Below are 12,004 nucleotides of genomic sequence, written 5' to 3'. Positions count from 1 at the left end.
AGAAAACTGCTATTTCTATGTACTATTTGATATAATAATATAAAAGTAAAAATTAGGAGGAAGAGAATGCTTACTATAGGATATATAGGGAATGGGAAAAGTACAAATAGATATCACTTACCATTTGTACTTCAAAGAAAAAATATAAAGGTAAAAACTATTTATCAAAGAAACCCTAAGAATGAGGCCTGGGATAGAGTAGATGGGGTAAACTATACGTCTAATCTAGATGAATTATTAAATGATAAAGATATACAATTAATCGTAGTTTGTACAAGACAAGATAGTCATTATAATTATACTAAATTAGTTTTAGAAAATAATAAACATTGTTTAGTGGAAAAGCCTTTTATGGAAACTTATGATGAAGCTAAGGAAATATTTGATCTAGCAAAATCAAGAAATTTGATTGTACAAGCTTATCAAAATAGAAGATTTGATAGTGACTTCTTAACGGTTCAAAAGGTTATTGAAGAAGGAAAACTTGGCGATTTGTTAGAATTAGAGATGCATTTTGACTATTTTAGACCAGAAATTCCAGAAGGCAATTTTAAATTTTCACCATATGAATCTTTTTTATATGGACATGGATGTCATACTTTAGATCAAGTAATAAGCTATTTTGGTAGACCTGATAACATTCACTATGATGTAAGACAATTACTTGGAACAGGTAGAATGAATGATTATTTTGATTTAGATTTATATTATGGAACTATTAAGGTATCAGTTAAATCTAGTTATTATAGAATAAAACCAAGGCCTAGTTTTATTGTATATGGTAAAAAAGGATGCTTTATCAAGGAAAGTAAGGATAGACAGGAAGAACATTTGAAAATGTTTTATATGCCAACTAATAGTGATTTTGGAGTTGATATATTAGAGCATTATGGAGTATTAACTTATATAGATGATGAAAAAAATATTCATGAGGAAAAAGTTAAATCTGTAAATGGAGATTATGGTAGGGTATATGATGATTTATATGAAGTCATAATAAACAATAAAGATAAAAAAATAAAAGATGAAGAAACTTTATTACAATTAAAGATACTAGAAGAAGGTATTAAAAATTTACGATAATGTTTATATAAATAATAAATATAAAGGTGAATTCAAAAAATGAATTCACCTAAATTATTATGAATTATAATATTTCTAATATCTCAACTGTATATTTATCTTCAGGAGCTGTTACTTCAACTATATCTCCAATTGATTTACCTTTCAAGGCTAATCCAAGATCAGACTCTATACTAATACACATATTTTCAGGATCAGAATCCATAACAGTAACTAGAGTTACAACATCATCAAAATCATCTTCGATAAACTTAATTCTAGCCTTACTATTAATTCCTAATACAGATTTATCTATTTCGTCGTCTGCTATAATAGTAGCCGTAGAAATCATATTTAATAAATATTGAATTCTATTATCATTTTCTCTATAGTTAGCACAAGCTTCTTTATATTCCGCATTTTCGGATCTATCACCATGAGCTGCAGCTACAGCTTTCTCTTTAGCTATTTCTGCCCTTTTTACAGTCATTCTATATTCTAATTCTTCTCTTAACTTTTTTATGTTCTCCACAGTAAGCGTATTATTCATAGAAATTAATCACCTCTTAAAATATCATGATCATATTATATAACATAAATAGTTAAATTTAAATTTTTATTTCGTTAGAATTTACACAGTTATCTCTATCTGATTTCCTTCTATTCCTAAAATACAGCTTTCATAATAGCCATCTCCTGTTGTTCTAGGACCACTAATAACCTCATAGCCATCATTTTTCAATATTTCTGTTAGGATATCTACTTTTTCTTTACTACCTACACTAAAAGCAAGATGTATAAAACCTGTTCTTGCTAAATCTTTAGATACATCAGTCATATTAGGTCTGGTCATAATTTCTAGTCTAGTATTGTTTTCAAAACTTAAAAAGTAAGATTTAAAATTGGTTTTTTCATTGTGATAGATATCATTACTTCTCGCATCGAAGTATTTAACAAAAAAATCCTTAGCTTTTTCTAAATCATTTACATACATTGCTATATGTTCTATCTTCATAATTTATTCCTCCTAAATTTATAATAGCTATATTTATACTTAGTAATAGAATATAATTTAATAAATTCATAATATTTATATTATAATATATCTAATAGAAATATTATATAGATATTTAGATAAGCTTGGGAGGGTATAATGAAAAAGTTATTAGTTATTATCGATTATCAAAAGGATTTTGTTGATGGAGCCTTAGGCTTTGAAAAAGCAGTTACATTAGAAGATGGTATTTATAATAAGGTAAATCAATATTTGAAAGATGGATATAAAGTTTTATTTACCTATGATACTCATGAAGAAAACTATTTAAATACAAGAGAAGGTAAAAATCTACCTGTAGTGCATTGTATTAAAGGGACAGAAGGACATAAGTTATTTGGAAGACTAAATGAATTCGAAGGAAATAAAAATGTATTTAGTTATGATAAATATGGATTTGGTTTATCTCCTGAAGATATGATTAAAATCTCAAAGGATATAGGAGAAGACATAGATGAAATTGAGATAGTAGGAGTAGTTACTAATATTTGTGTAATTAGTAATTTCGTAATGTTTCAATCTCAATATAGAAATGCAAATTTAATTGTAGATGCAAGTCTTTGTGCAAGTTTTGATGAAAGCTTACATACTAAGACTTTAGATGTAATAGTAGGTTTACAAGGTAAGGTAATTTATAAGAATAAAATAGTATAATAATTGTAAATATAATGTTGTTATGATAGTATAAAAATATATAAGTTTTTCTTATATATTTTTTTGTTAAGAAAAATAATTTAATTAACAAATTGTACGAATTTAAATATTAAACTAATGGAGGAAATGAATTAATGATGAATTTACCAAATTGCCCAAAATGTAATTCAGAATATACTTATGAGGATGGAAGCCTTTTAATATGTCCAGAATGTGCATATGAGTGGACTTTAAATACTGAAAACACTTCAGATGAAGATGAATTAATAGTTAAAGATTCTAATGGAAATATTTTGAAAGATGGAGATTCAGTTACTATAATTAAAGATCTTAAGGTTAAGGGAAGCTCAGCTCCATTAAAACAAGGAACTAAGGTTAAAAATATAAGATTAGTAGAGGGAGATCATAATATAGATTGTAAAATTGATGGATTTGGAGCAATGAAGCTAAAATCTGAATTTGTTAAAAAAATATAGAATTTGACATATATATTAATTCGGTGTACTATTAAATAAGTAAATAATGGAAATAAAATTCTATGAAGAGAAAAAGTAAATTATTATTTTGTTCAACAGAGAGTTGGTAAATGCTGAAAGCCAATGTTCAAAAGATAATTGAAAATCATCTCTGAGAAGCAATGCTGAAATAATAGTAAGCATTGACGGAGTCTTTCACCGTTAAAAGATAAGCGTATTGTTAGATATGTTAGCTAAGTGCTATAAATATAGTATATAATAAACTATATTTATAGAATTAGGGTGGTAACTCGGATATTTCCGTCCCTTGTATTAAGGGGCGGTTTTTTTTATTTTTCAAGAATTTATTTCTGTTTTTTATATTAAAATTATATTTGGAGGCTTAACATGAAAAACTTAACAAGGAAAGATTTATTATTCATTGGACTTATGCTTTTTTCACTATTTTTTGGAGCAGGAAACTTAATTTTCCCACCATCTATGGGAGAAGCAGCTGGAAATAAAACCTGGATAGTTTTATTAGGATTTTTTATTACAGCTGTTGGATTCCCAGTATTAGGAGTTGTAGCTGTAGCTAAATCAGGGGGGCTTACTAATTTAGCTAAAAGAGTTAATCCCATTTTTGCAACAATATTTACTATATTAATATATTTGTCAATTGGACCTGGATTAGGTATTCCTAGAGCTGGTAGCCTACCTTTCGAGATGGCTGTTGCACCATATTTGCCAGAAAATTTTTCTTTTAAATTAGCTTTATTTATATATACACTTATATTCTTTGCTATATCATATTGGTTATCAATGTCACCTGGTAAATTGGTAGACCGTATGGGAAAAGTATTAACACCAGCATTATTAATACTTATTCTAGTTATGGTTATTGGGTCTTTTATTAAGCCTATAGGTGGATATGGTATTGCTACAAATGGATATGAAGTATCTTCATTTTTTAAGGGATTTTTAGATGGATATTTAACAATGGATACTATAGCAGCATTAAATTTTGGAATAGTAATTGCAGTAGCTATAAAATCTAAAGGGATAGAAGATGATAAAAAAGTAGTTTCACTATCTATAAAAGCAGGGGTAATAGCAGGAGTATTACTTGCTATTATATATGCGATGTTAGCACATTTAGGTGCTACAAGTGGTGGAAGGTTTGGTTTAGCTGAAAATGGTGCTCAAACACTAACTAATATAACAACTTATATATTTGGGAAACCAGGAGCAATATTACTAGCACTAATATTTACTTTAGCATGTTTAACTACTTGTGTTGGATTAATTTCTTCATGTAGTCAATATTTCTCAACATTAACAAAGAAAATATCATATGAAAATTGGGTAAGAATTTTAACTGTTTTCAGTATGCTAATAGCTAATATGGGGTTAACTAAGATACTTAGTATATCCGTTCCAATATTAAATGCTATTTATCCAATTGCTATAATGCTTATTGTACTTTCTATGTTTGATTTTATATTTAAGGGAAATAAATATGTTTATGGATTAACTATATTATTTACTGGATTAGTAAGTATTATTGATGCAATAAGACAAGTTGGATTTGCTAATTACAGTTTAGTAAAGCTATTGTCATATTTACCTCTATATAAGGAAGGATTAGCATGGATAGTTCCTTCTATTTCAGGAATTTTAATAGGGCTAATATTTAAATATATTAAAGATGGAAGTTTTCAGGTTAAAGGTAAGATTGAAGGGGAAATAAGTAATTAAATTGTTAATAGATATTTTATGTATTTTGGTACTTTATAATAAATATATAGAAAATAATTTATAGCATAAAAATACATTTTTTAGAGTACAAATATCAATGAATAAATATTTTGATTTTCATATAATTAACATATACAGATAAATATTTCTGTATGGGAGGTTATAAATATGAATACAAAAAACATTAAGATTAGAAAAGCGAATATCAACGATGTAAATCAAATAGCAAGATTAATCTATTATACAGAAGTTAATCCTGATTATGTATGAGGAGGAGAATCTAAAGAAGAAACTTTAGATAATATAAAGAAACTTATAGAAACTAAGGAATCAAGATATAGCAAAGATTATATAACTGTTGCTGAATCAGATCATAAGATAGTAGGTGCAATAATTTTAATTCCTTATGATAAATTAGATAAGTTAAGTATTGAGACGGATATAAAACTAATTAATAAGATAGATGGATTACATGGTAAATTATTATATATAATAAATTCAATTAAGTATATTGTATTTAGAGAATGTAGAAGAGGAAATCTTTATATTTCAAATATAGCAACAGATGAAAAGGCTAGAGGGTTAGGAGTAGGGAAAATGCTTATGATGTATGCAGAACAGGTCGCTAAGAATGAAGATTTTGAAGGAATATCTTTACTTGCTAAAAATGAGACTGTTACTAAGTTCTATGAGAAATTAAACTATAAAAAAATTTTTGATAGAGTACTTCTAGGTGAAAGAGTAATAAAAATGAATAAAGTAATTTAAAATAAATAAGGTGCTGTGATATGACAGCACTTTATTTTTTACAAATTTTATTATAAATCAACCTAATAATAAAAGAATAATATTTATCTATGGAGAAATAATAAATAAAGATTTACCTATCGATATATAAGTTTTTAGAGGTGAATATATGTTAGATATTAATAAACCAACCATATTGATAAGCAAATGTATAGAAGGGGAGCCATGTAGGTATGATGGTGCTATGATAAAAGATCCTTTTATAAGCAGATTAAAATCTTATGTAAATGTTATTGAAGTATGCCCAGAAGTAGGAATAGGTTTATCTACTCCAAGAGATAGTTTAAGGTTAATAGGAGATAAAAATATTATTAATTTAGTATGTTCTAAAACAGGAGAAAATTTAACAGATAAGATGATTAGTTTTTCAAATGATTTTTTGAAAAGCATTGATAAGTCTAGGATACAAGGAATTATATTAAAGGGAAGGTCTCCATCTTGTGGTATAAAGGACGTGAAATTATATAATGGTATTGGAAAAAGTAGTATTATAAATAGAAATACTAGTGGGATTTTTGCACAAAAACTAATGGAAGAGTTTGGAGAAATTGCAATTGAAGACGAAGGTAGATTAACAAATTATAATATTAGAGAAAAATTTTTAACTTGCCTTTATGCAAATTTTAACTTTGGCAAGGTTGAAGAAATGAATAGTGTAAATGAGCTTATTAAATTTCAAAGGCAATATAAGTATTTATTAATGGCATATAGCCCAGCAAGGCAGAAAGAACTAGGGAAAATCGTTGGTTCTGCTACAAAAGCAGATATAGAAGATTCAATTAAAGAATATAAACATGTATTATCAAAAGCATTGTCTATTAGCCAAAGACCAATGAGGAACGTAAATATGTTACTACATTTGTTTGGATATTTTTCAAAGGAGTTAAGTAAGGAAGAAAAAGCATTTTTTTTAGATACATTAGAAAAATATCAAAATAAGAAAGTACCATTTTCTTTACCTTTGACTATTATTAAATCTTGGGCCATAAGATTTAATAATGACTATCTGTTAGAACAAAAAATTTTTGAAAGTTTTCCTATAGAATTAGTTGATGTTACAGACTCGGGAAAAGGAATATAATTTAGTGTATTTTGGTAAGTGCTGTTTACGTAATTTAGTATAAAATATTATTGAGTGTACATCCTATAAGTGTAAGTTCATTTATAGGAGGAATTAAAATGAAAAATAAACCTGATGATAGAAGCGATAATGTAGAAAGAATACAAGAAAATATAAGTAATGTAATAGAAAATATTAACTTAGCAAATGATATGATTGAGAAAACCGATGATCAAAAAACAGTAACAGATTTAGAAGAAAGAAATGAAAGAAGAGAAAAAGCTTTAACTGCACTTCGTAAGGAAATTAAAGATGAAGCAATAGCAAATGAAGTTAAATCGAGAATTCATTCAAACAAAAATTCATTTGAATAATACAGTAATAACATAATTTTTAAGATGCATATTAAGTGAATGTGCGTCTTTTTTATTTTAATCTTATGATTAAATGTGTTATTCAGATCTATATTTTTATGATAATATTAAGATATATTAAAATAAATATAATTAGTATAAAGGGAGTTGAGATAATGGAATATAGAGTTTTTGGTGAAACGATTGTATTAAGGTTAGAAAAAGGTGAAGAAGTTATTGAATCAATTAAAAATCTTTGTGAAAAAGAAGATATTAAGGCAGGTTCAATTTCAGGGCTTGGTGCAAGTAATCACATAGTAATTGGCCTCTTTAAAGTAGATGAAAAGAAATACTATTCAAATACTTTTGAAGAAGATTTTGAAATTACAAATTTGACAGGAAATATATCTAGGATGAATGGTGAAGTGTACTTGCATATACATGGTACCTTTGCAGATATAGAAGGAAAGTGTATAGGTGGACATTTAAACAAGGCAGTTATAAGTGCAACATCTGAAATTATAATTAATAAGATAAATGCGGATATAGATAGAGAATTTAGTAGTGTAGTAGGATTGAATTTAATTAAATTTTAGAATAAACATTTTTAAATATATATAAATTTATGAAAATTCAAGGGATTGTCAAAATAATATATTGACATAGATTTAATATCAAGGTATGATTATATCAAGAAGAAATTGATAATTATTATCAATTGATTAATAAGGATGAATTGGTTTAAATCATTTTTCTCATTATTAAGTACGAACCCCTAAAAAAAGAATCCTAGAAGCGGTAGGATTCTTTTTTATATGCTTAAAAGTATTATTTTGATGTATGAATTTTAATTGATGTATTCAATAAAGGTAGGTAATGCTTATTAAAAGCAATTGGATATTTATCATCTTTATATATAGATTCTTCAATTAAATAATATTGTTTTTCAGAAGAAATAGAGTATTTCTTTGTTGCAAATTTACCTGAAGACGAAAATTTAACATCTATAGAACTACAGGAACATTTATTGTAAATATCATTTTCTATAAAATTAAGTAGATTATTATTATCATTTAAATCTATATCAAAATTAGATATAGTTTCAATGGGAATAACGGTAAAAGTATATGCAAGAGCATTTCCATTACTCATATACCATCTATCAATACTTACTGTAGCAGCAGTTTTTTTACCTAAAATTTCTATAAAATAATCAGATGGAGGTTCTATATGAAAGTTTATTTCTACACAATCTATTTTATTTTCTAAGGACTTATATATAATATGCCCAAATCGTTCAAGTCCAATATTCATATTTTTTTGATTTTTAACTATAAAGTTTCCCTTGCCACGAATGTTTTTTATTAAGCCATCGTCTTGTAATAATGATAATGCTTGACGCAAAGTGGTCCTACTTACACCTAATTCTTTAGCTAAATCAGGTTCTGAAGGAAGTCTATAATTATCAGGAAAATCCTCTTCTTTTATCATTTTAAATAGTGTATTATATACTTCAACGTATCTTAAAATTTTTGTTTTTTTCATAATATCAGAATTAATCATAATGAAACCTCTCTCAATATAAATAGACAAGTTTGATACAAGTCTGTTTTATTTATTATAACATAATTCTATAATGAATTATCAAATTTTTTCAGTAAGATATCAATAAAATGCAAGGGTGAAAACGTTGACCGATACTAGGGGTTGTAGTATTATAAATATATATAATAGACAAGTTAAAGACAAGTTTTAGCATATATCATATATTATAATTGGTTATAATATAATTAAGATGAAATTTAAATAATTAAATTATAGCAAATAATTAATAATATATTTATGTAGTCTTTAAGTGAATTTGAAAGGAGTAATAATATGAAAAAATATAAAAGAATTTTTACTATTGTAATAGATTCATTAGGTGTTGGAGAGATGGAAGATGCAAAAGAATATGGTGATGTAAATGTTGATACACTAGGTCACATAGCAGATTCAGTAGACTCTTTTAATGTACCTAACCTTGAAAGAATGGGGATTGCTAATTTACGTCCAGTAAAACATTTAAAAGCACAAGAAAATCCATTAGGATATCAAATGAAAATGAGAGAAGCTAGTACTGGTAAGGATACTATGACAGGTCACTGGGAAATAGCAGGATTACACATTACTAAGCCATTTCAAACTTTCACTGACACAGGATTCCCACAAGAATTACTAGATGAATTAACTAAAAGAACAGGTCATAATATAGTAGGAAATAAAAGTGCCAGTGGTACAGAAATATTAGATGAGTTTGGTGAACATCAAATGAAGACTGGAGATATGATAGTATATACTTCAGCAGATTCAGTTTTACAAATATGTGGACATGAAGAAACATTTGGATTAGAAGAATTATATAGATGTTGTGAAATTGCAAGAGAACTTACTTTAAAAGATGAATGGAAAGTGGGAAGAATAATTGCAAGGCCATATGTTGGAAATAAAAAAGGTGAATTTAAGAGAACAAGCAATAGACATGATTATGCTTTAAAACCATATGGAAGAACAGTATTAAATGAATTAAAAGATAATAACTATGATGTTATTTCTGTAGGAAAAATAAATGATATATTTGATGGTGAAGGTATAACAGAATCTCATAAGTCAAAGAGCTCTGTTCATGGAATGGAACAAACATTAGAAATAATGGATAAGGACTTTGAAGGATTATGTTTTGTAAACTTAGTTGATTTTGATTCACTATGGGGACATAGAAGAAATCCACAAGGATATGCAGAAGAATTAGAAAAGTTTGATGTTAATTTAGGTAAAGTTTTAGAAAAACTTAAAGAAGATGACTTATTAATTATAACTGCAGACCATGGAAATGACCCAACATATACTGGATCAGATCATACAAGAGAGCATGTACCTTTCTTAGCTTATTCACCTTCAATGAAAGGGAATGGAGTATTAGAAACTACTGATAGTTTTGCAGCAATAGCAGCAACAATTGCAGATAATTTTGATGTTAAAATGTCAAAAGAAACAATTGGAGAATCTGTTTTAGAAAAATTAAATTAATATATAGATATATATTTAAAGGAGCTGTTTATCAGCTCCTTTTGTTATTGTTTTATTAAAATTTTTTCAACTTCTGCAATATATAGAGTATGGTAATCTTTTTGTGGATAGCATTGTTTTTCAATAGCATTATCTATAAAACATTCTGGTTTAAACTCTTGAGCGTATAATTTCTTACATATTATAGTAAGCTTGGCTTCTTCAAAAGTTGGAGTGCTATCAACATAAGAAACTGTTAAATTTGTTTTAGAAAGTTTATCTTCATCTCTGCCAGAAACTGTTCCTAAGTAACTTAAATCTTTTCTATAGCTTTCATCAAAGAAGGTAAGTGAAAATGTAGAAGAAGCATCTAAAAATTCCTTATTAAATCTTTGAGGTCTTACAACTATATAAGCTACATTTTTATTCCACATAATGCCTAGCCCACCCCAAGAAGCGGTCATAGTGTTTACCTTATTGTCCTTAGCAGCTGTGATAAGCATCCAATCCTTGCCTATTAGTTTAAATGCACTTTGGTCTAAATTTTCTGGTTTAATTTCTTTATAATTACTCATAAAAACTCCCCTTTATATTTAATAATAAATATATTATTTTTTAAACTAAGTTATAGAATTTAAAGATCTAGTCCCATAAAATATCCTGTGGCATTGTTTCAAGAATATTATTTAAAACATCTAGTATTGTTTCTTTTTTTACATTTGAAGAAGATAAAAGTTGTTTATATCTCTTACTACCTTTTTCACCTTGGAATAAGCTATGAAGAGGAGATACTAAAGAGTGAACACTATTTCCTTTTTCAAGTTCTTCAATTATGTAAGGAATATAAGATTTAATAGCCTCACCTCTAGAAATAGGTTTTTTATCTTCAAAGCCATCATATAGTTTATAAAAGTTAGCTAATAGATAACAGTCTTCGTATGCTGATCTTCCTATCATAACTCCATCAACTTTTGTTAAAGCATCTTTAATTGATTCAATTGTTTTAAATCCACCATTAATTTCTATATTTAAATAATCAAACTCTTTTTTAATTCTATAAACCATATCATAATCAAGTGGTGGAATTTCTCTATTATCTTTTGGACTTAAGCCTTTTAAAATAGCAGAACGAGCGTGAATAGTATATCTGTCAGGTCTAGCTTTAGAAATAGTATCTAAAAATTCTAATAAATCATCATATCCACTCATTATAATTTTACTCTTTGTATCTTCTAAAACTCCAGTTCCATCTATACCAATTCTATGTTTTATAGTTATTGGTTTATTAGTAGCTTCTTTCATAGCACAAAGAATTTCATAAACTAAATCCTTTGAGGACATTAAGGCAGCTCCCATTAAGTTCCCTGAAACTCTGTCTGAAGGACAACCGCAATTTAAGTTAATTTCAGCATAATTATATTCTTCAGCAAGCCTAACAGCCTTATAAGCATCTTCTGGGTTTGAAGCTGCAATTTGAAGAGCTACTTGGCCTTCTTCTTTTCTAAAACCTAATATTTTGTCTCTATCTCCATTAATTATAGATTGAGCAGTAACCATTTCTGTATATAAAAGAGCTTCTTTAGTTAGAAGTCTTGAAAAATATCTAAAGTGTCGGTGAGTTTTATCTACCATAGGAGCTATACTAACCTTTGGTGTAGTAACATTCGAAATATATTTTTCCATCTTTTGTTTCCTTTCGCATGTATTAATGAAAGAATGAAAAAATTAAAAATGAAAGAATTAATGTTGTTTT

14 protein-coding genes and 1 other annotated feature are annotated in these 12,004 nt (G+C 27.0%); of the genes, 9 read left to right on the top strand and 5 right to left on the bottom strand.

Features of this window, described 5'->3' with window-relative positions; translation table 11 throughout:
• Window positions 1–66: 66 nt before the first annotated feature.
• Window positions 67–1,083, top strand: coding sequence for an oxidoreductase (locus QK892_RS09195; RefSeq protein ID WP_317273250.1), 1,017 nt, complete (start codon window positions 67–69; stop codon window positions 1,081–1,083).
• Window positions 1,084–1,147: 64 nt separating this feature from the next.
• Here the strand turns inward: QK892_RS09195 and QK892_RS09190 are convergent, their stop codons facing one another.
• Together QK892_RS09190 and QK892_RS09185 are read right to left on the bottom strand one after the other, a co-directional pair.
• Window positions 1,148–1,612, bottom strand: a complete 465-nt coding sequence (locus QK892_RS09190) for a GreA/GreB family elongation factor (RefSeq protein ID WP_317273249.1) — start codon at window positions 1,610–1,612, stop codon at window positions 1,148–1,150.
• An 81-nt stretch (window positions 1,613–1,693) separates the two neighbouring features.
• Window positions 1,694–2,077 (bottom strand): VOC family protein, encoded by a 384-nt coding sequence (locus QK892_RS09185; RefSeq protein WP_317273248.1) that lies wholly within the window; start codon window positions 2,075–2,077, stop codon window positions 1,694–1,696.
• Between the two features lie 138 nt (window positions 2,078–2,215).
• Between QK892_RS09185 and QK892_RS09180 the strand changes: the two genes are divergently transcribed.
• From QK892_RS09180 to QK892_RS09150, 7 genes are all read left to right on the top strand, one after another.
• The gene (locus tag QK892_RS09180) at window positions 2,216–2,770 is read left to right on the top strand and encodes a cysteine hydrolase family protein (RefSeq protein ID WP_317273247.1); all 555 of its coding nucleotides are present in this window, start codon (window positions 2,216–2,218) and stop codon (window positions 2,768–2,770) included.
• A 134-nt stretch (window positions 2,771–2,904) separates the two neighbouring features.
• Window positions 2,905–3,246 carry a zinc ribbon domain-containing protein YjdM gene (locus QK892_RS09175; RefSeq protein WP_317273246.1) on the top strand — a complete coding sequence of 114 codons (342 nt, stop codon included), beginning with the start codon at window positions 2,905–2,907 and terminating at the stop codon, window positions 3,244–3,246.
• A 53-nt stretch (window positions 3,247–3,299) separates the two neighbouring features.
• Window positions 3,300–3,557: a binding site (T-box leader), on the top strand.
• 76 nt (window positions 3,558–3,633) lie between these two features.
• Window positions 3,634–4,983: a branched-chain amino acid transport system II carrier protein gene (gene brnQ / locus QK892_RS09170; RefSeq protein WP_317273245.1), complete on the top strand. Its 1,350-nt coding sequence runs from the start codon at window positions 3,634–3,636 to the stop codon at window positions 4,981–4,983.
• A gap of 303 nt (window positions 4,984–5,286) precedes the next feature.
• A complete protein-coding gene (locus QK892_RS09165) occupies window positions 5,287–5,751 on the top strand; it encodes a GNAT family N-acetyltransferase (protein ID WP_317273289.1) in 465 nt (154 codons plus the stop codon).
• A gap of 148 nt (window positions 5,752–5,899) precedes the next feature.
• On the top strand, window positions 5,900–6,871 hold the full coding sequence (locus tag QK892_RS09160) for a YbgA family protein (protein ID WP_317273244.1): 972 nt from the start codon (window positions 5,900–5,902) through the stop codon (window positions 6,869–6,871).
• A gap of 98 nt (window positions 6,872–6,969) precedes the next feature.
• Window positions 6,970–7,224 carry a small acid-soluble spore protein Tlp gene (gene tlp / locus QK892_RS09155; RefSeq protein WP_317273243.1) on the top strand — a complete coding sequence of 85 codons (255 nt, stop codon included), beginning with the start codon at window positions 6,970–6,972 and terminating at the stop codon, window positions 7,222–7,224.
• A 155-nt stretch (window positions 7,225–7,379) separates the two neighbouring features.
• Window positions 7,380–7,799, top strand: coding sequence for a PPC domain-containing DNA-binding protein (locus QK892_RS09150; protein ID WP_317273242.1), 420 nt, complete (start codon window positions 7,380–7,382; stop codon window positions 7,797–7,799).
• A 232-nt stretch (window positions 7,800–8,031) separates the two neighbouring features.
• On the opposite strand, the gene QK892_RS09145 is transcribed toward QK892_RS09150, so the two are convergent.
• Window positions 8,032–8,766 (bottom strand): GntR family transcriptional regulator, encoded by a 735-nt coding sequence (locus QK892_RS09145; protein ID WP_317273241.1) that lies wholly within the window; start codon window positions 8,764–8,766, stop codon window positions 8,032–8,034.
• 315 nt (window positions 8,767–9,081) lie between these two features.
• Here QK892_RS09145 and QK892_RS09140 point away from each other — a divergent pair, with 315 nt between their 5' ends.
• Window positions 9,082–10,272: a phosphopentomutase gene (locus QK892_RS09140; RefSeq protein ID WP_317273240.1), complete on the top strand. Its 1,191-nt coding sequence runs from the start codon at window positions 9,082–9,084 to the stop codon at window positions 10,270–10,272.
• Between the two features lie 44 nt (window positions 10,273–10,316).
• On the opposite strand, the gene QK892_RS09135 is transcribed toward QK892_RS09140, so the two are convergent.
• Window positions 10,317–10,826, bottom strand: a complete 510-nt coding sequence (locus QK892_RS09135; RefSeq protein WP_317273239.1) for a flavin reductase — start codon at window positions 10,824–10,826, stop codon at window positions 10,317–10,319.
• A gap of 67 nt (window positions 10,827–10,893) precedes the next feature.
• Window positions 10,894–11,934: a tRNA dihydrouridine(20/20a) synthase DusA gene (dusA, locus tag QK892_RS09130; protein WP_317273238.1), complete on the bottom strand. Its 1,041-nt coding sequence runs from the start codon at window positions 11,932–11,934 to the stop codon at window positions 10,894–10,896.
• Between the last annotated feature and the right edge of the window lie 70 nt (window positions 11,935–12,004).

Origin of the sequence: Clostridium lamae (assembly GCF_033043255.1) — a bacterium.
Taxonomy (GTDB): domain Bacteria; phylum Bacillota; class Clostridia; order Clostridiales; family Clostridiaceae; genus Clostridium; species Clostridium lamae.
Note: the sequence above shows the minus strand (reverse complement) of the source record. Positions and strands in the feature narration are given on the sequence as shown.